Source organism: Thioalkalivibrio sp. ALM2T, from assembly GCF_000381505.1.
Classification (GTDB): Bacteria; Pseudomonadota; Gammaproteobacteria; order Ectothiorhodospirales; family Ectothiorhodospiraceae; genus Thioalkalivibrio; species Thioalkalivibrio versutus.
The window spans coordinates 1-21438 of record NZ_KB906567.1; the positions used below are offsets into that span (position 1 = coordinate 1).

Here is a 21438-nt window from a genome sequence, read left to right on the forward strand (position 1 = left end):
TTCCCGGGCGAAGAAGGCCGACGCTTTTTTTAACAGCTCCTTATCCTCCTTCAATCGCCGGTTCTCTTCCTCGAGCTGGCGGATCCGCTGCTGTTCCGCCGTCAGCGGCCGACCCTCGCCCAGTTGCCCCGCGCGCTCCGCCTTGAGTTGATCGACCCAGCGCCGAACGGCCGTCTCGCCTAGATCCTGATCCCGGCATACGACCGAGACCTCCAGACCGTCATCGACCACCATCCGGGCCACGCGCTCCTTGTATTCGCTTGAAAAGCTTCGGCGCTTGCGTGCCATGGTTGTTCTCCTCGTCCAGGGGGTTATCGTCCCACCTAACGAGGTGTCCACGGAAATTAGACCAGCACAGATCGGGCCTCTCCAGCCCCCCATCGGCCAGAGGGCTGCCCCCCCCACAACCCCGTCATCCCAGCCACAGCGCCTCCCCCCCGTCATCCCGGCCGCAGCGCAGCGAAGAGCCGGGATCTCCAACGCCACACCCATCCCCTGTAGGAGGCCAGCCCCCTGGCCGATCGGGCCTCTCCAACTCCCATCGGCCAGAGGGCTGGCCTCCTACAGACCATCCCCGCATGCCCCGCCATCCAGAAAACGCAACGTCTTCCTGGCGGGGCATCTCAAGAAGCCACTGGCCGCCAAGGGCACGCGGGCCGTGATCACAAGGGAGAACGAGTCCGTTACGATGCCGTCAACAAAGGCACTCACGCCAAGGAGCAACGATGAACGCAAAATCGAGCGGTACACAGGAACTGGACGTGCTGGCCTCCCGGGTAGAGGCGTTCGTCGCAGAACGGGACTGGGCGCAATTTCATTCGCCCAAGAACCTCTCGATGGCCCTGGCGGGCGAGGTCGGCGAACTGATCGAGAACTTCCAGTGGCTGACCCAGGAACAGTCGCGGAATCTCTCCGGCGAGGCCCATGAGGCGGTCCGGCAAGAGATCGCGGATGTGCAGATCTACCTGCTGCTCCTCGCGCGCAAGCTCGATATCGATCTGGTACAGGCAGCGAACGACAAACTGGAGATGAACGCACGCAAGTACCCCGTGGAAAAGGCCCGAGGCAACGCCCGCAAGTACTCGGAGCTGTAGCACCCAGCATCACAAGGCCGCCACGCCACAACCCCGAAAAGCGACTCACAGGAAGCCGGGAAAATCAGGAACCGCAAACGGTATTCAAGGGAACACATTGCATCCAGCCCCCCGGATATCCCGAGCCACAAACCGCATTGATCGGGCCCTCTGCCCATCGCCCCCCGTTCCTGCAAATCGCTTTCCTCGATCTACACACGACAAAATCGCCCCGGATCGGTAAGGTCTCCCCAATACGCAAACGGACTTTCATCACATGGACGCACTCGCGCCCCGCCCCAGCCACGCCGAAGAATCCGGCCCCGCCCCCATCGCCGCACCGGCACAGGTCGAGGCCTTCATCGACCGCTGGCGCGACACCGGCGGCAGCGAGCGCGCCAACTACCAGCTCTTCCTGACCGAACTGTGCGCCCTGCTGGACCTGCCGCAACCCGACCCGGCCAGCGACGACACCCGCGACAACGCCTACGTCTTCGAACGCCGCGTCACCATCCGCAACCCGGACGGCAGCGAGAACCGCGGCTACATCGACCTCTACCGCCGCGGCTGCTTCGTGCTGGAGGCCAAGCAGACCGGCAAGGGCCTGCACACCCAGGGCTGGGACAAGGCCATGCTCGCCGCCCAGAAGCAGGCGGACCAGTACGTACGCGCTCTGACCACCGAAGAAGGCCGCCCGCCGTTCATCGTCGTCACCGATGTCGGCCGCAGCCTGGAGCTCTACTCCGAGTTCTCCCGCTCCGGCGGCACCTACGTCCCGTTCCCGGACCCGAGCCGCCACCGTATCGGCCTGGAAGACCTGCGCGACCCCGAGATCCAGCAGCGCCTGCACCACCTGTGGCTGGCGCCCGACCAGCTCGACGCCAGCAAGCACGCCGCCCGCGTCACCCGCGAGGTCAGCGCCCGCCTGGCCGAGCTCGCCAAATCCCTGGAACAAGGCGGCTATGACGTCGAACGCGTCGCCCACTTCCTCAAGCGCTGCCTGTTCACCATGTTCAGCGAGGACGTCGAGCTCCTGCCCAAGGGCAGCTTCACCGCCCTGCTCGAACGCCTGCAGCAAAACCCCGAACACTTCCCCGACGCCATGCACTCCCTGTGGGAGACGATGAACACCGGCGGCTATGAAGGCCAGCTGATGCACAAGCTGCAGCGCTTCAACGGCGGCCTGTTCCAGAACATCGACCCCATCCCGCTGAACGCCGAGCAGATCGGCCTGCTCATCCAGGCCGGCAAGGCCGACTGGCGGTTCGTCGAGCCCGCCATCTTCGGCACCCTGCTGGAACGTGCGCTGGACCCACGCGAACGCCACAAACTCGGCGCCCACTACACCCCGCGCGCCTACGTGGAACGCCTGGTCATGCCCACGCTCATCGAGCCCCTGCGCGCCGAATGGAACACCGTGCAGGTCGCCGCCGAGGCCTGGCTGCAACAGGACAAGCCCGACAAGGCCCTGGCCGAACTCCAGGGCTTCCACCACCGCCTGTGCCAGACCCGCGTGCTCGACCCCGCCTGCGGCTCCGGCAACTTCCTCTACGTGGCCCTGGAACACTTCAAGCGGCTGGAAGGCGAAGTCCTCAACCTCATCCGCGACCTCAGCGCCGGCCAGGCCAGCTTCGACACCGAAGGCCTCACCGTCGACCCGCACCAGTTCCTCGGGCTGGAGATCAACCCGCGCGCCGCCGCCATCGCCGAAATCGTGCTGTGGATCGGCTACCTGCAATGGCACTACCGCCTGCACGGCCGCCTCAGCCTGCCCGAACCCATCCTGCGCGACTTCCACAACATCGAGCACCGCGACGCCCTGATCGAATACGACAGCCGCGAACCCATGCTCGACGAGCACGGCCAACCCGTCACCATCTGGGACGGCATCAGCTACAAGAAAAGCCCCACCACCGGCGAACTCATCCCCGACGAAACCGCCCGCACCCCCGTCTACCACTACAGCAACCCGCGCCGCGCCGAATGGCCCGAGGCGGAATACATCGTGGGGAATCCGCCGTTTATCGGGAAGAGCCGAATCCGCGACGCATTGGGTGGCGGCTACGTCGATGCGCTTCGGAAATCGTTCGACGGTGCCGTTCCCGACTCTGCCGATTTCGTCATGTATTGGTGGCACATCGCCGCCGAAAAGGTGCGCAAGGGAGAAGCCCGCCGCTTCGGCTTTATCACCACAAATAGCCTGCGGCAGATTTTTAATCGCCGTGTACTCGAGCCACATCTAAACGACAGCAAGAGACCTTTGTCCCTTGTCTTTTCCATTCCGGACCATCCTTGGGTAGATAGTACAGATGGAGCTGCCGTCCGAATCGCGATGACAGTGGGAATCAAGGGCGACATTTCAGGAAAGCTTCAAACCGTGATCAATGAGTCAAACACAGGCGACGAAGCGCGACTAGTGTCACTAGCGTCAATAAACGGGAAAATCTTCTCAAACCTATCTGCAGGCGCTGACATAGCCGGCGCTCAGCCACTTAGAGCGAACGCAGGAATTTCCTCGAACGGAATAATGCTTGCGGGATCCGGATTTTTGCTGACACCCGATCAAGCCGCGAATTTAGGATATTACTCTATCCCCTCGCTAAGCCGAGTCATTCGAGAATACCGGAATGGCCGTGATCTGATGCAAAACTCCAGGAATCTTAAAGTCATTGATCTATTTGGATTTTCCATCGAGGAGGTCCGGGCCGAGTATCCAACTGTATACCACTGGATCCTCGACCATGTGAAGCCTGAACGCGACCAGAATCGTGACCGGGGGTTTCGAGAGAATTGGTGGCTCGCCGGACGGCCTCGACCCGATTGGCGCGCAATGTCCGAAACGCTCCGAAATTACATCGCAACCGTTGAGACTACAAAGCATCGGATTTTCCAGCGCATGGAGTCCACAGTGCTTCCTGACCACATGTTGGTCGGTATTGCGTTAGGAGACCCTCTGTACTTAGGCATCCTGTCCAGCCGAACTCACGTTAGTTGGTCGCTTGCTATGGGTGGGACACTAGAAGACCGCCCCCGCTACAATAAGACGCGGTGTCTCGAGACGTTCCCCTTCCCGGACCTCGACGGCCAACAGGCCGCCAAGATCGGCGAAATCGCCGAACGAATCGACGCCCACCGCAAGGCTCGCCAGGCCGAACAACCGGACCTCACCCTCACCGGCATGTACAACGTGCTGGAAAAACTGCGCGCCGAAGAACCGCTGACCGCCAAGGAACGCACCATCCACGAACAGGGCCTCGTCTCCCTGCTGCGCGAACTGCACGACGAGCTCGACCGCGCCGTCTTCGACGCCTACGGCTGGAGCGACCTGGCCAACGTCCTCGTCGGCCGCCCGGGCGCTACCACACCCCTGCCGGACAAGCCCGCCGACCAGGCCGAAGCCGAAGAAGAACTCCTCAGCCGACTCGTCGCCCTCAACGCCGAACGCGCCGCCGAAGAAGCCCAGGGCCACATCCGCTGGCTACGCCCCGACTACCAGGCCCCCGAAGCCACCCAGACCACCGCCACCCTGGAAGCGAAGCCGGAAGCCGCCGCCGAAACCACCACGGAGCCGGCCAAAAAGCCCACCTGGCCCAAATCCATGCCCGACCAGGTCGAAGCCGTCCGCCGCCTCCTCGCCATCGGCCCCCAAACCCCGGACACCCTGGCCAGCCACTTCAAGCGCAAACCAACCAAATCCATCACCCAGGTTCTCGCCGCCCTCCAGGTCCTGGGACAGGCCTCCGAAAACGACGATCACTGGCGCCTGACATGACTTTCGCTATATCCCCTGACCGGCTAGGCCGAGCCCCACCCATTCCGCAGCTCCCGTGGCGAGTTTCGAACAAGCCCCTTGAACCTGCCGTGCGGGCGGGCTTGCGATATTTCCCGGCTCAACCAACGCTAGCACATGCGCAACCGGCTGATTCTACGCGCGGTCCGGCGGTCGTGAGGCGGATCAATATCCCAATAAACACCTACGAGCGTTCATCCAATAACCGTGTGCGCTATCCAATCACCGTCATACGTCGTTGAAACTATTGTGCGCATTTGTATCGAAGATATTTTACCACCTCTATCACCCAAAGTTTTTTCATACATTAATATAAGGAGCTGAAAGGTATGAGCGGAGGGAAAGCCAACAATTCTGCTCTAACAACCGCCTTAGCCTTTCATTACCAAGTGCTGATTGGATTAGACAAATGCTTCTCGCTCGACGAAGGCCAGTCAGTATGGTTCGAAAAGGACGGTGACGTTAGTCTGATTTCTCCAGACGTTTTGTCGTCAACTCAAACCGAAGTAAAAGATTATGCCGCCCCACTCACTGACCACCACGAGAACCTGTGGAAAACACTCAAAAACTGGCTGGCCCCAGAGTTCTGTCATACGCAATATGGCGTTTTAGTCCTGCATACGACTCAGGCCTTTGGCTCCACAACACGCCTAAAGGAATGGAATACACAAACCACCGAGCAACGTTGGGCTGTACTCAAGGCGATTTTTGCCGAGCGCACTGAAGAGCAGCTCAATGCCGAGAAACCATCTGAAATCATCAGACTTCAGAAATCCGTTATGATCACCGCAGATCATCAAGATTTGATGGCTGTACTCGAAAAGGTCGTATTGCATGTTGAATCAGAAGATTTAGACGCGTTGAAAAAGAGCTACTTTGATAAGCTCAGTGGTTATATACCGACTTCGAATAAACAAGCCTTTTCTGAAGGACTGATTGGTTTTATATACGAGCAGGCGACGGGCACAGAATGGATTATCGATAAAACGACGTTTGATCAAAAGCGAGAGGCTCTAACAGCAAAATGGGGGCCTAATTTATTTACGATTCCAGATTTCAATGCCAGAGACGCAAATCAAGACGAAGTCGATGTATACATCACTGCATTATTCTCTAAAAAGATTCTAGACATTGAGTATGAAGATGTCCTTCCCGAGGCCATAGGTAACTGGTTGGAATTAAGAAACTCGTTGATCAAAGAGCTAAATGGTTACCCACAATTTCGGGAAACAGTTAGTGAATACCGAGAACGGTTGATTCGAACCTTTTCTGCCAAATACCGTCGTGCTAACCGACAGCAAGGTAGCCTAGTCGCGCTGTCTAAAGACTTATATGACCAAGTAACCAGCGAAGCGCCGTTTGGCATTGAAGGTTACCAAAATCCAGATATTGTTTTTAGAAATGGCTTGATCCACGACGCCATGGACGATGACGAGCGAGGCTTGAAGTGGAGAGTTGAGCCATGAGCAGTATCGTGGACGCGCTATACGAATTAAAGTACAACCCGTTTGAGTATGGTCCTTATATGGCTTCGTTCTTCACGCATTTAGCGGAGTCAGAAAACAATCTTTTGCTTGCACAGCTCGTTATCCCGCTGTGCAGCCATCCTGTTTTTAATAAAACGATTTCTGGTGCTGTATTTGGGGACAAGAAACGAAGCTCTATATGGTCTATTTTTGACGACCGCACGGAATTTTATGACCTTCAAGAACGAATTGACGGGTTTCAAATTTTAACCGAGCAATGCGTTCAATACTGCCTAGTCAATGACTGGTTATCAGTCAGTGAACAGAATTTATCCATTCATAACGTTGATGGGTCTGACACAGCTTTTAACGAACAACGCAGTGCAAAACAGTTAGGGCGATTATTTAGTGGTCACTCAGTGGTCGAGATTTATGTTTTTTTAGGAGTGAAACCGCGATGAAGGCACTCATCCATGAAATTGGCGTGATCGATAAAGAGGGAATCAAACACCCTGTAACGTTTAAGGCTGGGCTTAACGTCGTTACCGGTAAGTCATCGACCGGCAAAAGCGCCTTAATCGAAATTTTCGACTATTGCTTTGGCAGTAGTGAAAACAACATCCCAAAAGGCGTTATTACCACCAGTGCTGCCATTTACTATGTGGCGCTTGCAGTTAATGATCAAGACATGGTCATTGCGCGTGATCCTGATCGTTCGTCGAAAGCCTTCTTTCGTCGTGTTGAGACATTCAATAAAGAAAAGATTGACCGATACTATTTTAATGACAGCTATTTCCGGCCATTAGACGAATTTAAAAAACATTTAAGGAGCTTTTTCCTAGATATAGACGATGTTGATACCTCATTGGCCGCGAGAGCCAATCGGCGGTTTAACCAGAAAGCGCCCACCCCTTCGGTTCGCAGTTTTTCATCTTTTATGCTTCAGCATCAAAATCTTATCGCCAACAAGCACGCGCTATTTTATCGATTCGACGAGAAGGAAAAGCGAGATCAGGTCATTGAACATACTAAGATCTTTTTAGGAATTGTTGATCAACCATTCTTTCACCTGTCACAGGAAAAAGAGAGATTAAGCGCAGAAGAACGGGTTTTAAAGCGCCGAAAAGAAACCAACAAGCGCACGTCCGAAAGGCACAAACTAAAGGTCGCTCCAGCTTTAAGCCAGCTTTACGCTTTGATGGGTTTTAAAGATGAACCCATATCTTTAGATAGAGTTCTTCTCCACCCACAAGATGCCAAAGACCAACTTGATGACCTCATAGTCTCTGATAAAATTAACTATAATTCCGATGCTATCACGCAACGCTACGATCAGTTGATATTGGATCGTAATAAAAATACCGCTGAATTAAGGAAATTGCAACGCCAAGCTTCGTCAATTAGGAAGCATATTCAGGAAGAAGAACGGTTTGTTGATAACGTGATGCAGTTTAGCTCAGCTAAGCATGTACATATCTCTGCTTCTGTCTGTCCATTTTGCCATACTGAAAAAGATAGCTTGCGACAAAGCGCTGAAAAGCTTCAGCAGGCCATCACTAAAGTATCGGGAAATCTTGCTCAAGCTCGCCCGATGAAAGCAAAGTTTGAATCGTCTTTGGTCGAAGTGCAACGCGACATTGAAAGCGCAAGTAGAAAATTGACGGAGCTCAACCAACAAATAAGAGAAATTGAGCAAACAAATAAGCAGTTAGAAGAGCAAAAGAGCCTATATGAAAGCATTGTGATGCAGAAAGCAAAACTATTTGCGATTTTCGATGCTTTCGATGCGGCCGACGACGAGGAGCTTGATAGGGAAATTAAAGCGTTAAAAAAGCAACTCAATGGCGTTGATAAAGACCTTAAACAATACAATGTACAAAAAGGTTTGGATGACGCGTCGGCTAAAGTTAATGAATACATGGCTGAAATCGGAAAGCATTTCGAGTTTGAGGAAAGCTATCAGCCAATTAACCTTTGTTTCTCGTTTGAAACGTTCTATTTATATCACTTGCAGGGTGAAGAAAAGATCTATTTGCGGTCGATGGGGAGCGGCGCCAATTGGCTATACTGCCACCTTACGTTATTTTTAGCATTGCATAAGTATTTTGCTGAACTCGGTGATGAATGTGCCATCCCTTCAATATTGTTTTTAGATCAGCCGACGCAAGTGTATTTCCCTAACTTTAACCGCGATTCTTCTGAAAGCTTCGATGAGCAAAAGAGTCAGGAAGCCGAGCAGCGAACAGAAAAAGAAAGGCCTGTTGATGAAGACGTCAAGGCCGTTCAAAACTTATTCAGCCGACTTTCCATATACTGCAATGAACTTGAGTTGAAGAACGGCTTTAGTCCACAAATTATAGTGACAGACCATGCGGATCATTTGACAATGTCTAATGGAGTGTCGTTCGAGTCGTTGGTTAATGATAATAGATGGCGGACGCGTGGCTTGATTCATCCTGTTAAAGAATAAATAATCTAAATCTAACTTACATAGCGGGGTCGGACCTCCAGAAACCGATCCAATTCAATGCGATAACCGCTGAAAAGCGTAGCGACAGAGGACACCCATCTCCTCGAACGGCCATCCTGGTCACATGCCGTTGCAGCGCCCTTCTCCCGTAGGAGCCCAGCCCCCAGGGCGAGGGGGTGTTGGACGTGCCTGTTCGGCCTGGGGGCTTGCCTCCTGCGGGGCTGGTGGCGGGGATCGGTGGGTGTCCGCTACATGCTCGCCCAGTGGACCAGGGAGACGAGCGGCGAGGACTGGTCCACTGATGCGCGCTGTATTGCATTTGCGATACAATCCGTGAAGGTCCTTGCGGAGACGCGGTATGAAAAACACGACGTTACCGGCCCTGCGGGTCAGCGATGGTTTTCGGCATCAGGTGGAGCAGGCCCTTGGCGAGAGAGAAACGCTGTCGGCCTTTATCGAGGATGCCGTTCGCCACGAGATTGACCGCCGACAGGCCCGGGCCGAGTTCCTGGCACGCGGTCTGGAATCCGCGCGCCGCGCCCGGGAAACGGATGAGTACTACCCGGCCCAATCGGTGCTCGACGATCTCGACCGTTTGTTAAGGAGACGCTGACCGGCTGGAGTCTCAAGGATGAGTTACTCGGTACGATTTACGGCGCAAGCTCGCGAAGATCTCCTGCGGCTTGTCGCTTTCCTCGCGGAGCGCGATCCGGCGGCCGCGGCGCATGCCCGAGCCGCCATCGGCGAGGCGGTGTCGCTCCTGGAGCGCTTTGCGCTGAGCTGCCGCATGCCCGACGCTTCCCACCCCCGCATCCGCGAACTCCTGATCCCGTTTGGCCGCTCGGGTTATGTCGCCCTGTTCGAGATCGACGATGCCGAGACGGTCACCCTGCTGGCGTTTCGGCATCAGCGCGAGGACGACTATTTCTGAGGCCTTTCATAGCGGGGTCGGACCTCCAGGAACGGCCTAGTTTCAATCGGATAGCCTATATACAACCCCTCTGAGAAGCCTTAGAAGGCCCATTTCAGCACCAAAAATGACGTTCCAGGGAGGAAACTCATGACACGCGTCAACCGCTACGGACTGCCCAGACTGCAGCCACGAATGGGTGGTATTCCAGCCAGTTGTGGCCGGGTGTGCCAAGCGGGGCAATAGGCAAGGCGTGAACACCTCTCCCCGTCACCCAGGTCCGGCAAACCCGGGGATGCAGGTCGGGTGGAATGGCGGGGAAGGATTACTGCGCCTCTCCCTCCCAGTCTTCATGCGCGTGGCGGATGCGAATAATCAGGATCTCATCGCCATCGATCCGGTAGAGCACGATGTGTGAGCCGACGGGGTGAACGCGGACAGGCGGAAAGATTTCCTCGCGTTGGCGCACTGCTCGGGGATTCTCTGCCAGGAACTCGAAGGTGGCAGCCAGGAGGCCGTGGTAGCGTTCTGCCTGCTGCAGGCCGAATTGCTCGACACTGCTGCGGAAGATCGCGATGACGTCGTCTTCCGCCTTGCGGGTTAGGGCATATCGCATGCTGTCAGCGGTCGCTGTTCTTCCTGGCGGCTACCTTAAGCTCCTCCATCGTTCGCTTGCCGCGGCCACTTTCCAGCCCTTCGGTGGTCAGCGCCTGCAGGTTCGCAATCTTCACCGCCCGTTCCCGGTCACGGCGGATCAGGTCCCGCACGTAATCGCTACTGTTGCTGTACTGGCCGGATTGCGCCTGCTCCTCCACCCAGGCTTTCATGGGATCGGGCAGTGAGATATTCATTGTCGCCATAGCGACCTCCGCGTTGCGGCTTGGCAAAGATTGCCATGAGTATAGGTCAACAAGGCGGTGTCGTCATCGGGCCGGACCCGCAGGAACATTGCGGGACGGACCTGTAGCCCCATAGCCCCATATATAACGGGGTGCTCCAAAGGCGGGGTCGGACCACGGTAACCCGCTGTAGGGACGAGACTTTCCTGAAAGGATAGGGTCGGACCACGGTAACGGACTGACTTAACGCGGCTTTGCGAATTTGAAGGGCTATTTCCAGGGCTCCAACGGGGCTTTCGGGCCCGTGAATGGGCTCTTGCGTTGACGAGTCGCCGACGAGCGGAGGCGAAGTACCGCGGATGGTGTGCGCTACACTGGGGCGCACCCTTGTCCCGCAATCCATCATGCTGCTCACGTTCCTGATCCTGTTTGCCCTGCTGGGGCTTGGCGTTGCGCTGATGCTCTGGCATGCCCGGCTGGTGTTTTCGGTGGAGCTGCGCGATGGCGCTGCCCGCGTGCGGCGCGGCAAGCCGCCCTCCGGGTTCGTGAGGGGCTGCGAGGATGTCGCACGACGTTACGGGCTGAAGCAGGGCCGGATCCAGGCCGTGCGCACCGACCGGGGTGTTGAACTGCGCTTCTCCCGCCACCTCCCACCGAAGACGCATCAGGCCTTTCGCAACGTCTGGACACCCCCGCCCGGCGGAGGGGGCGGCGGCGGCATGCGCGCGACGGGATAACGAGGCGCGGGGTTCGGGGTCAATCCCTGGCTTTTGGTCCCGTGGCAATCGAGCGGCATCCAGGCCACTCCGACCGATTGCCACGGCCTCTTCGAGGCCTCGTAATGACGAAGGGGCCAAGCTCGCCAAAAGCTTTACACCGCATGCATTATATGAGCGGGTGCGAACCCGTCTTCTGGGTGGTTCGCGCAGAGGTAACGGGTACCAACCGCGCAGGGCCAAGGGGGCGATGTTGGAGCTGAATATCGAAGAGCCGGGACAATATCGATTTGCCCTGAGCCATCTGGGCTTTCGCCCGTTTTTCTTGCTGGCAGGGCTGTACGCCGTGCTGGTCGTCGGTCTGTGGACCTGGCTCTACCCGTTCAACATGGCGGCGCTGCCCACAGCCGCCTTTGGCGGGCCCTTCGCCTGGCACGGCCATACCCTGATCTTCGGCTACGCCATGGCGGTGGTCGCCGGGTTCCTGCTCACGGCTGTGCGCAACTGGACCGGGATACAGACGACCCACGGGCCCGCACTGCTGGTACTGGCCGGGCTCTGGCTCGGCGGCCGGGTGGCGGCGTTGTTCGGGGACCCCGGGCTGGTGGCCATGGCGCTGTTCGATCTCGGCTTTACGCTGTGGCTGCTGGCCGCCCTGGCCCGCCCGGTATGGAAGACGCGCCAATGGGCCCAGCTCGCCGTGATCGGGAAGATCGCGCTGCTGGGGGCAAGCAACGGCCTGTTCTACCTGGGCGCCTTCGATCTGCTCGATGGCGGTCAGCGCCTGGGGCTCTACTCCGGGGTCTACCTGGTGCTGTCGCTGATCCTGATGATGGGGCGCCGGGTCATCCCGTTCTTTATCGAGCGGGGGCTGGATGGTGCCTTTACGCCGGTGAACCGGGACTGGCTGGACCGCCTCGCCCTGGTACTGCTGCTCGCCTTCTGGCTGGTGGAGGTGTTCCTGCCATGGGCACCGGTCGCGGCGGGGCTGGCGGCCGGTCTGGCCGTGGCGCATGGCATGCGCTGGGCGGGCTGGCATACGCCGGCGCTGTGGGGCAAGCCACTGCTCTGGGTGCTGATGATGGCCTATGGCTGGATCGTGGTCGGCTTTGCCCTGCGGGCCGTGGCCGAATTCACGCCCCTCAGCCCGATGGTCGCGCTGCACGCCTTCACCTACGGGGGTATCGGCATGATGACCCTCGGGATGATGACGCGCGTCGCCCTGGGCCATACCGGACGCAACGTGTTTGACCCTCCGCGAGTCCTCGGGCTGCTCTTCGGCCTGCTGGCCATCGGGGCGCTGGTACGGGTGGCCGGCCCCCTGCTCGGGCCGGCCTTGACCGCCAGCTGGATCAGCGCCTCGCAATTCCTGTGGATCGCGGCCTTCGCCGGGTTTCTCTGGGTTTATGCCCCGATGCTGGTGAAACCGCGCATCGACGGGCGTTACGGCTAGCTACCGAACTGCCGAGGCCGGACTACGGTAACCGATTGGCTTAACGAGCTTGTCCGGGGGCTCGAAGGGCTCGTTGAAGGTCCTGGACGGCCCGACCTGAGCGCCAAAACAGGCGTTGGGTGAAGGACGGACGGTGTTTATCACCCGGAGACCGAGTGGGTGCGGGCTCGCAGGGGCCAGACAGGCCTGGAGGATCAGGCGCGGGCGGTTGCCCTCCGGCGGTCGCGGGAGCCGAACCCAAGACACAAAAAAACGCCCGGGATGGTCCCGGGCGTCCTGGTCTGCAGGCCGGGCAAACTGCCCGGTTCAGGCCGTGCTTACTGCTGGTACTGCTCCAGATCGAAGCGGTCGGCGTTCATCACCTTGGTCCAGGCCTTGATGAAGTCGTTCACGAACTTCTCTTCGTTGTCGTCCTGGGCGTACACCTCGGCGTAGCTGCGCAGGATGGAGTTGGAACCGAACACCAAGTCGATGCGGCTGGCGGTCCACTTCACCTGGTCGCTCTTGCGGTCGCGGACCTCGTAGGTGCCGTTGTCCGCAGACTTCCAGGCGTTGGCCATGTCGGTCAGGTTGACGAAGAAATCGTTGGTAAACTGGCCTTCACGGCCGGTGAACACGCCGTGCTTGCTGCCACCGTGGTTGGTGCCGAGCACGCGCATGCCGCCGATCAGCACGGTCATCTCCGGCGCGGTCAGGCCCATCAGCTGGGCGCGATCGAGCAGCATCTCCTCCGGCTTGACCACGTAGTCCTTCTTCAGCCAGTTGCGGAAGCCATCCGCCAGCGGCTCCAGCGGCGCGAAGGAATCGGCGTCGACCATCTCGGCGCTGGCATCGCCACGCCCCGGAATAAACGGCACCAGGACATCGTATCCAGCCGCCCGGGCGGCCTGCTCGATGCCCACGCTGCCACCCAGCACGATCAGGTCGGCCACGCTGGCGCCGGTCTCGGCGGAGAGCTGCTCGTAGACCTTGAGCACCCGGTCCAGGCGCTGCGGCTCGTTGCCTTCCCAGTCCTTCTGTGGGGCCAGGCGGATATGGGCGCCGTTGGCGCCACCGCGCATGTCGGAGCCGCGGAAGGTGCGGGCGCTGTCCCAGGCCGTGCTGACCATCTCGGCGATGCCAAGGCCGCTCTCGGCGATCTTCTTCTTGGTCGCCTCGACGCAGTAGTCGGTGTTGCCGGCCGGCACCGGGTCCTGCCAGATCAGGTCTTCCTGCGGCGCTTCCGGACCGATGTAGCGGGTCTTCGGGCCCAGGTCACGGTGGGTCAGCTTGAACCAGGCGCGGGCGAAGCAGTCCTGGAAGTACGCGGGATCCGCCATGAACTTCTCGCAGATGGCCCGGTACTTCGGGTCCATCTTCATCGCCATGTCGGCGTCGGTCATGATCGGGTTGTGGCGGATGGAGGGATCGCTGGCATCCACCGGCTTGTCCTCCTCCTTCATCTCGATCGGCTCCCACTGCCAGGCGCCGGCGGGGCTCTTCTTCAGCTCCCACTCATGGCCGAACAGCAGGTCGAAGTACCCCATGTCGAACTTCGTCGGATGGGTGGTCCAGGCACCCTCGATGCCCGAGGAGACGGCGTTGGCGGCCTTGCCCTGCATGTTGGGATTCTTCCAGCCGAAGCCCTGTTCCTCGACATCGGCCCCTTCGGGCTCCGGACCCAGCGCACCGGCATCGCCATTGCCGTGGCACTTGCCCACGGTGTGCCCGCCGGCGGTCAGCGCCGCGGTCTCTTCATCGTCCATGGCCATGCGGGCGAAGGTCTCGCGGACCTGCTCGCCGGTCTTGAGGGGATCGGGCTTGCCGTTGACCCCTTCCGGGTTTACATAGATCAGGCCCATCTGGACGGCTGCCAGGGGGTTCTCCATGGTGTCGGGCTTGTCGACGTCGCCGTAGCGCTCGTCGGAGGGTGCCAGCCATTCCTTCTCGGCACCCCAGTAGGTGTCCTTCTCGGGATGCCAGATATCCTCGCGACCAAAGGAGAAGCCGAAGGTCTTCAGACCCATGTTCTCGTAGGCCACGGTACCGGCCAGGATCATCAGATCCGCCCAGCTGATCTTGTTGCCGTATTTCTTCTTGATCGGCCACAGCAGGCGGCGCGCCTTGTCCAGGCTGACGTTGTCCGGCCAGCTGTTGATCGGCGCGAAACGCTGGTTGCCGGTGCCGCCGCCACCGCGGCCATCGGCAATACGGTAGGTGCCGGCCGCGTGCCAGGACATGCGGATCATCAGCCCGCCGTAGTGGCCCCAGTCGGCCGGCCACCACGCCTGGCTCTCGGTCATCAGCGCGTGCATATCCTTTTTCAGGGCGTCGAAGTCGAGCTTCTTGACCTCTTCCCGATAGTCGAAGTCCTCGCCCATCGGGTTGGTCTTGCGGTCATGCTGATGGAGGATGTCCAGGTTCAGCGCTTCCGGCCACCAGTCCATGACGGAGTGGCCTGCGGCGGTCTCGCCGCCATGCATGACCGGGCATTTGCCCATGTTCTGATGCTCACCCATATCGTTCTCCATGTTCGCTGCGTTCAGCTGGTTCGTGTTTCGGAAGCCGTCATCCATGTGTAATCGATGGCTTTCCTCAGGGACCGCAAGCCGCTCCGACCCAGGGCCACCTTCGGCCCGGGTGGGCTTCACTGTCCACCTGCCCTTGAAGCTAGGCCCCACGAGCCATTAGTGCCAGTTGATATTCACCATGATCGAGATAGTCTCCCGCTATCTTTCCGCGAGAGGCTCTATAGCGCGATGGGCTACAAGATGCTCTCGATCGCGCGGCGCAGCTCGGGAGACCCGGGGCCGGCCTGGCTGGGGAAGTGCGCGACCACCCGCCCCTCTCGGTCCACCACGTACTTGTAGAAGTTCCAGCGCGGGGCGGCGGCCTGGCGGGCCAGTTCGCGAAAGATCGGGTGGGCGTCCGCGCCGCGCACGCCGATCGGCCTGAACATGTCGAAGGTGACGCCGAAGTTCTCGAAGCACACCCGGGCGGTCTCGGCCTCGTCGTCGGCCTCCTGATTGAAGTCATGGGAAGGGAAGCCCACCACCTTCAGCCCCTGGTCCCGGTAGTCCTGATGCAACTGTTCCAGCCCACCGAACTGGTCGGTGTAACCACAATGGCTGGCGGTATTGATGATCAGCAGCGGATGGCCCTGGAAGCGTTCCTGCAGGCTGACAATCTCGGACGCGTGCAACCGGCCCAGCTCGTGCTGGAACAAGGCCTCGGTATCGGGCTCCGTGGCGGTTGCGCAGGCCATCGGCAGCACCAGCAACAGGGAAGCGAACAGGGGCGCAAAACGGGACATCGCAAGTCTCCACAGGGGCTTGGCCTTCAGACCAGCGGCGCACCTGCAGGTTCTGCGGAAGGCTGGTTCGTGACCGCCAGCCCGGGGCCACGATGGCGTCGAACATCCTCCATGCCGGTGCCCCCTTCCGGACACGCCATGGCCTCACGGCCATGACGGGCGTACCCTTGACCGCAGACATCAACGAAGTCTCTAGCCGATGATTGCCTACACCCGCCCGCTCCTGCTGCTCGCCATCATCCTGCCGCTGACCACGGGCTGCACGGCCGTGAAGGTCGCCGGTGCCACTGGAAGCGCCGCCGTCAGCGTCACCACCGGCGCCGCAAAGGCGACCGGCAAGACCGCCGGAGCGGTGGGACGTGCCGTCACTCCGGGCAACAAGCAGGACAAGGACGACGACTGAGATGCCGGTCGGGAACAGACGCAAGCCGCGAACTGCGTTTACTCGGCGCTCCTGACCACAACGGCCGCTCCAAGGGCGCGCACGCTGGACCCTGGGCCGCAAACGGGGCCCTTGCACTCCAAGATCATGCGGCCAAGGGGGATGGCTGCCCCGTTTCTCGGCTTGCCGGGCCCGCGTAACGGTCGCAGGTCTTTATCCACCGACGCCTTCGCTTTCCCGCTCGCATGGCAGTCCTGCCCGCCACCAGGCGAGCATGCCGCCGCGAAGCTGGCGAGCCTCGTAGCCACGGGCCCGCAGCTTACGCACGGCGGGGATGCTGCGGTGTGCACTGAGGCAGATGGCCACCACGGGACGATCGGGATCGAGTTCCAGGTCCGCCAGGCGGCGCTTGGAAAACTGCGTGATCGGGAGGTGACGCGCGCCCGGGATACCGCTCCGACGATGCTCGACACCGGTGCGCACATCCAGCACTTGCACCTGGGCGTTCTCCATCGCCTGCGCCAGTTCCTCGGGGCTCATTTCCGGCACGCGGCCGAACGGCCACCACTGGCTCAAACCCATCGTGATCACCTCCTGTCCACGGGCAAGAACGCGGTCGAACTTTGTCTTGTGTCCCGTACCTAATTTGCGACGAGGCGAGGATGGGCTGTTCCCAGCACTGACCGCGCGAAAAACCACCGCCGAAAGGAAAACCATTATGGATCATCACGACGACGAGTTTCTCCGTCGGGCGCAAGCCGCGCGCGCTCGCATCAAGGAGATCGAGCCGCAACAGGTAGACGCCAGCCTGGCATCCGGTGCGGTGGCCATTGATGTGCGCGAGCCCGAGGAATACCAGAAAGGCAGCCTGCCGAGCGCCCGCAATGTAGCGCTGGATTCCATCACGCGTCAGATCGAGGGAGTCGCACCAGACAAGGACGCGCCCATGGTCTGTTTCTGCAATGGTGGCAACCGCGGGGCATTGGCGGCGACCCAGCTGGTGGATCTGGGCTATACCAATGTCCTCTCCATCGCCGGGGGACTGCGCGCCTACCAGAAGGCAAACGACACTTCGGAGAGCTCCGCCTGACGACCGGACGGTCTTGGGGTCTGGGGTCCACCTTCGGATTTTCCGACCTTGCCTGTGGCCCCCGCCTTCACGGCAAAAGGCGACCTGATTAGCCACTTCGGTCAGCCAGATCCAAGGACCGTGCGGGCCCGGGTGTGTACCACACCCGGCGGCCGAAGGTGGCCATGGAGCGCAGCGGTACGCGCTTCACGGCTCCACGCCGCTCCTTCTTCGTCATCCCGGAAACCGCGTAGCGGTTATCCGGGATCGCGGCGGCTGGGGTTGCCCCGTCGGGGGAGATCCCGGCTCTTCGCTTCGCTCCGGCCGGGATGACCGTGCAGGGGCCAGGGCCGGGGAGGGTGACATTCCCAGAACGCCCGGACTAAAGCGACCTGCGACGGGCCATTTACGTCCCCGGATGATCCCCGTGACTGGCTGACTCTCGTGCTTAATCAAGAAAGGCGTAGACGGGGCAGATCTCGGTCTGCGCCCGCGCGAGGGCTCACAGTCGTTGACAGGTGTACTGTTCGCCGGAGGCGTGCTCGACCACGAGGCGCGTGGGCGATTCGGTGACGATCCGCGTGACCTCCGTATGCGGGAGTTCCGGTAGCAGCGTAGTGATCTGCCGGATCAGGTGGCGCTGGAGTTCTACACCTGATGGGGAGCCAGGCGACAGGTCCAGGGCTTCCACGGTGAGTGTGAGCTGCTGCTCCTCGCGCTGCCACTGCCCCTCGCTGGTCGCGATCAGCGTGAGCGGCCACAGGCCGAACTGGGCCACGGCATCGCCCTCGCTCTTGTACCGCCCGTCCGGATGCAGACGGGAGCGCGTATCGAGCTGCAGATTCAGTTGGCTCGAGCCAATGGCTGCCAGTTGCATTACGGCCGGGCAGGCCCAGTCGCCCTCCAGCTCCGTGGTGTCCGCCCCGGCTGCGCCGGCGAAAACCAGGGAGATGCAAAGGCCCAGCACGGGCCACGATCGATTCATCAAACGTGTCTCTCCAATCCAGTCTGGCTTTCCGGCACGGGCAGTAGTGCGGGCAAAGGGCAAGGTCTGACCCCCGTAGGGCTTCGCGGGCAGTAGTGCGGGCAAAGGGCAAAGTCTGACCCCCGTAGGGCTTCGGTCATACCCCTGCTCCCGAGCCAGCGACCCGGATTCGTGGCGCTTCAGTCCGCTGCCACGGCCTCTTCGAGGCCCGCAATGACGGCACTGCGGTGTGCTTGGCTCGGCTTTGGATACGCGCCCCACCCTCGCCTGCGCGGGACCAACCCGTTGATTGAGCGGAGTACGGTTCGCAGACTGCAGGGACCCGGCTCGGACTCTGAGGATGAGCGAATGCTTCGTCGGTTCGGTGTCGAACATTAGCGTTAGTCGTGCGTTATGTTACGCTGCGCGGGAGCCTCGCGCGCCCTGAAGGCGCTCTTGACGGGGCCCGATCAGGAGACTGCGGTGCGATCAGTCACGCATGCACACTTTCCCGCGCTGGCCTTGATAATGGCCGGCTTTCTGCCCTTGGCACTCCCGCTGCCGGCCCTTGCCGACGACGGTGGGTATCGGCTGCTCAAGCTGGATGGCTACAAGGTGAAGTGGGGAGACCAGCAGTTAGGGGTGGGGGCCAGCATCAGCTATGCCTTTGCCGGGGAGGCGCTACGGTTCGATGATGCGCACAACTGCCGCGATCTCGCACCGATTGACGAGCTTCTGGGCGAAGCCCTCTCCATGGAGACGCTGGATCGCGAGGCCGCGGCGGCGTTTCGGGTTTGGGAGCGCGCGGCCGGCCTGTCATTCCACAAGGTAAGCGATGCACGGGAGGCGGATATCATCCTCGGTGCCCAGGGGCAGCCGCGTGGACGGGCATTCGCCAACGTAGCCTACGCGCACGATTCAGGCGATTTCTCCAATGTTTCCTACTCGCCCGATGCGGAAGTGGGTGTGCGCACCATCGAACAGTCGCTGGTGTGTCTGAATCCTGCTCACGAGTGGAAGGTCGGTTTCGACGGCAACAAGGATGTCTACGACATCCGCTATACGCTGACTCACGAGATCGGTCACGCCATCGGCCTGGACCATCCCGGGCCATCCGGGCAGGTGATGGGATTCAGGTACACCGAGGACTTCGCCGACCTGCAGCCCGGCGATCTGCGCGGAGTCCAGCGGCTCTACGGGCGCCCCGCCGATACCCTCGACACCCAACTGGCCGAGATGCCAACCGAGAACGAGGGAAGCGCATTCACCAGCGACCCCTTCCTTGACCACGACGACCGCATCCTGCCCGTGACCGGTGTCGGCGGCGACCTTGCCATCGGCGAGAAATAGCCCCGAGTCGATTCAGGGGCGGGTCTTGCCCATGCCCCTGCTCCACCACGAGCTGCCCCCCCCCCACCCGTGGCACGTCAACCGATTGCGGCGGCCCCTGCGGGGCCTCGCAATGACGGGGTTTCGGAAATTCGGGGCAGGTCTTGCCCCCTTGTCCCCGCTCCACCGTAATTCGCCCACCCCCCTTTGGTACTTCAACCGTTGCCGCAGCCTCTGCGAGGCCCCGCAATGACGCGGTTTGTTCAGGCGGTCCGCCCTCTGACCGATGGGGTGCTGTGGATACCGCAATCACCCGGAGGCCGGGGCGCCTACAGCGGGTTGCCTGGCAGCGGCCGGGATCGACCGGTCTCACCGCTGCGGGCATTTGCGGGCATGGCCCCGCGCCTCGCGACCCGCGCCGTGGAAACCTGAAACAGCGCAGAAACTCGAGCAGATGGAAAGGAGCCGGGACGCCAAGGTGTGGCAACGCACAGAACCCCGGAGCGACTGCACCGCAGCATGCAGTCTCATCCAATTGTCACGAAGGAAAGTCGCCATGGCATCTGTCGAGCCCACTCTGGCGGGGCGTTCCGCCACATCGGGAATGCATGACCCATTCACCACGGACATCGGTAACGAGGCACGGCGCTCCGGCGTTTCCTGGGGCGCGGTGATCGCAGGCGCCGTGGTCGCTACGGCGTTGTCGCTCAGTTTCCTGCTCCTGGGCACGGGCCTGGGATTCTCGGCGGTCTCGCCGTGGGCTGGAGAGGGCGTGTCGGCCGAGGGCATCGGGTTCGCAAGCATCGTCTGGCTGATACTCGTGCACATCATCGCCGGCGCCATGGGCGGCTACCTGGCCGGCCGACTGCGCACCCAGTGGACCGATCTGCATACCGACGAAGTATTCTTCCGGGATACCGCACACGGCTTCCTCGTCTGGGCGCTTAGCGTGGTCGTCACGGCGGCTTTGCTCGTTTCCGCCTCCGCGGCAATCATCGGCGGCACCGCCCAGGCCGGTGCTTCGGCTGTCGGAGCGGCGGCTACGACTGGCGGCGCTGCCATGATGGCAGGCGCTAATGGGCAGACCGAAGGCGACGCCACCGGCCCGCTCGACTATTTCGCGGATATCTTGTTTCGCCCAGAGCGCGCCAGGGCGGCTCCCGACGCCGGCGCAACCGACTCCAACAGAACCGCCATGCGCACCGAGGCGGTACGTATTCTCGCCCGCGGCTGGGAGGATATGTCGGATACCGACAGGGCGTATCTCGCGCAACTGATCGCGCAGAACACCGGCGTCAGCCAGTCCCAGGCGGAGAACCGAATCCGCGAAGTCCAGGCGCAGATGGAGGAACTGGAAATGCAGGCGCGGCAGGCAGCCGATGAGGCCCGAAGCGCGATGGCAAAACTTTCTCTGTGGACGTTCCTGGGACTGCTGATCGGGGCGTTCAGCGCCAGCTTTGCCGCCACGATCGGCGGTCGGCAGCGCGACAGCGTCCCCTATTGAACCGTACAGATTGCTGACAATCAGCGAGGTAGATTCAGATGAAATACATACTGCTCTGGGCGATCGGCATCCCGATTCCCGTCCTCATCCTGCTAGCCATCCTGCTTTAACGGCTGCGCGAGGCCCCCTGTAAACAGGGGGCCTCGCCTTTTGCGAACCCCTGAAGCGATGATGACTCTTC

Annotated in this window: 20 protein-coding genes; 13 read left to right on the forward strand and 7 right to left on the reverse strand. The window is 60.5% G+C overall.

Going from position 1 to position 21438, the window contains the following annotated elements; all coding sequences use genetic code 11:
• A partial coding sequence (locus F816_RS15000; protein WP_019594798.1) for a transposase occupies positions 1–288 on the reverse strand: 288 nt, incomplete at its 3' end.
• Positions 289–725: 437 nt separating this feature from the next.
• On the opposite strand from F816_RS15000, the gene F816_RS0111205 reads away from it, so the two are divergent.
• The 7 genes from F816_RS0111205 to F816_RS0111240 all read left to right on the forward strand — a co-directional run bounded on the left by F816_RS0111205 (position 726) and on the right by F816_RS0111240 (position 9730).
• Positions 726–1094 carry a nucleotide pyrophosphohydrolase gene (locus F816_RS0111205; RefSeq protein ID WP_019594799.1) on the forward strand — a complete coding sequence of 123 codons (369 nt, stop codon included), beginning with the start codon at positions 726–728 and terminating at the stop codon, positions 1092–1094.
• Between the two features lie 256 nt (positions 1095–1350).
• Complete coding sequence (locus F816_RS0111210; RefSeq protein ID WP_019594800.1) at positions 1351–4845, forward strand: DNA methyltransferase; 3495 nt, start codon at positions 1351–1353, stop codon at positions 4843–4845.
• 347 nt (positions 4846–5192) lie between these two features.
• On the forward strand, positions 5193–6329 hold the full coding sequence (locus F816_RS14660) for an adenylate cyclase (RefSeq protein ID WP_081622699.1): 1137 nt from the start codon (positions 5193–5195) through the stop codon (positions 6327–6329).
• Positions 6326–6790 carry a three component ABC system middle component gene (locus tag F816_RS14665; protein ID WP_081622700.1) on the forward strand — a complete coding sequence of 155 codons (465 nt, stop codon included), beginning with the start codon at positions 6326–6328 and terminating at the stop codon, positions 6788–6790. Before F816_RS14660 ends, F816_RS14665 begins: the two co-directional genes overlap by 4 nt.
• Entirely contained in the window at positions 6787–8799 is a 2013-nt protein-coding gene (locus F816_RS14670) for a DUF3732 domain-containing protein (protein WP_081622701.1), read from the forward strand. The genes F816_RS14665 and F816_RS14670 overlap by 4 nt, the downstream gene beginning before the upstream one ends.
• A gap of 358 nt (positions 8800–9157) precedes the next feature.
• Positions 9158–9412: a YlcI/YnfO family protein gene (locus tag F816_RS0111235; protein ID WP_019594805.1), complete on the forward strand. Its 255-nt coding sequence runs from the start codon at positions 9158–9160 to the stop codon at positions 9410–9412.
• Between the two features lie 18 nt (positions 9413–9430).
• Positions 9431–9730, forward strand: a complete 300-nt coding sequence (locus F816_RS0111240) for a type II toxin-antitoxin system RelE/ParE family toxin (RefSeq protein ID WP_019594806.1) — start codon at positions 9431–9433, stop codon at positions 9728–9730.
• 304 nt (positions 9731–10034) lie between these two features.
• On the opposite strand, the gene F816_RS0111245 is transcribed toward F816_RS0111240, so the two are convergent.
• A complete protein-coding gene (locus tag F816_RS0111245) occupies positions 10035–10325 on the reverse strand; it encodes a type II toxin-antitoxin system RelE/ParE family toxin (RefSeq protein WP_019594807.1) in 291 nt (96 codons plus the stop codon).
• 4 nt (positions 10326–10329) lie between these two features.
• Positions 10330–10569: a type II toxin-antitoxin system ParD family antitoxin gene (locus F816_RS0111250; protein WP_026333243.1), complete on the reverse strand. Its 240-nt coding sequence runs from the start codon at positions 10567–10569 to the stop codon at positions 10330–10332.
• Between the two features lie 383 nt (positions 10570–10952).
• Here F816_RS0111250 and F816_RS0111255 point away from each other — a divergent pair, with 383 nt between their 5' ends.
• A complete protein-coding gene (locus F816_RS0111255) occupies positions 10953–11285 on the forward strand; it encodes a DUF3634 family protein (RefSeq protein WP_018950663.1) in 333 nt (110 codons plus the stop codon).
• A gap of 229 nt (positions 11286–11514) precedes the next feature.
• Positions 11515–12717: an NnrS family protein gene (locus tag F816_RS0111260; RefSeq protein ID WP_019594810.1), complete on the forward strand. Its 1203-nt coding sequence runs from the start codon at positions 11515–11517 to the stop codon at positions 12715–12717.
• Between the two features lie 317 nt (positions 12718–13034).
• Here the strand turns inward: F816_RS0111260 and katG are convergent, their stop codons facing one another.
• Positions 13035–15227 carry a catalase/peroxidase HPI gene (gene katG, locus F816_RS0111265; protein ID WP_026333245.1) on the reverse strand — a complete coding sequence of 731 codons (2193 nt, stop codon included), beginning with the start codon at positions 15225–15227 and terminating at the stop codon, positions 13035–13037.
• Positions 15228–15460: 233 nt separating this feature from the next.
• Positions 15461–16009 (reverse strand): glutathione peroxidase, encoded by a 549-nt coding sequence (locus F816_RS0111270; RefSeq protein ID WP_019594812.1) that lies wholly within the window; start codon positions 16007–16009, stop codon positions 15461–15463.
• A gap of 199 nt (positions 16010–16208) precedes the next feature.
• On the opposite strand from F816_RS0111270, the gene F816_RS0111275 reads away from it, so the two are divergent.
• Positions 16209–16412 carry a hypothetical protein gene (locus tag F816_RS0111275; RefSeq protein ID WP_019594813.1) on the forward strand — a complete coding sequence of 68 codons (204 nt, stop codon included), beginning with the start codon at positions 16209–16211 and terminating at the stop codon, positions 16410–16412.
• Positions 16413–16604: 192 nt separating this feature from the next.
• Here F816_RS0111275 and F816_RS0111280 read toward each other — a convergent pair whose 3' ends face one another.
• Entirely contained in the window at positions 16605–16973 is a 369-nt protein-coding gene (locus tag F816_RS0111280; RefSeq protein ID WP_019594814.1) for a rhodanese-like domain-containing protein, read from the reverse strand.
• 136 nt (positions 16974–17109) lie between these two features.
• Here F816_RS0111280 and F816_RS0111285 point away from each other — a divergent pair, with 136 nt between their 5' ends.
• Positions 17110–17481, forward strand: coding sequence for a rhodanese-like domain-containing protein (locus F816_RS0111285; protein WP_019594815.1), 372 nt, complete (start codon positions 17110–17112; stop codon positions 17479–17481).
• Between the two features lie 481 nt (positions 17482–17962).
• Here the strand turns inward: F816_RS0111285 and F816_RS0111290 are convergent, their stop codons facing one another.
• The gene (locus F816_RS0111290) at positions 17963–18445 is read right to left on the reverse strand and encodes a hypothetical protein (RefSeq protein ID WP_196801687.1); all 483 of its coding nucleotides are present in this window, start codon (positions 18443–18445) and stop codon (positions 17963–17965) included.
• 507 nt (positions 18446–18952) lie between these two features.
• Between F816_RS0111290 and F816_RS0111295 the strand changes: the two genes are divergently transcribed.
• Both F816_RS0111295 and F816_RS0111300 read left to right on the forward strand, forming a co-directional pair.
• Positions 18953–19774 carry a matrixin family metalloprotease gene (locus tag F816_RS0111295; protein WP_019594817.1) on the forward strand — a complete coding sequence of 274 codons (822 nt, stop codon included), beginning with the start codon at positions 18953–18955 and terminating at the stop codon, positions 19772–19774.
• A 535-nt stretch (positions 19775–20309) separates the two neighbouring features.
• Complete coding sequence (locus F816_RS0111300; RefSeq protein WP_019594818.1) at positions 20310–21257, forward strand: hypothetical protein; 948 nt, start codon at positions 20310–20312, stop codon at positions 21255–21257.
• The last annotated feature ends 181 nt before the right edge of the window (positions 21258–21438 follow it).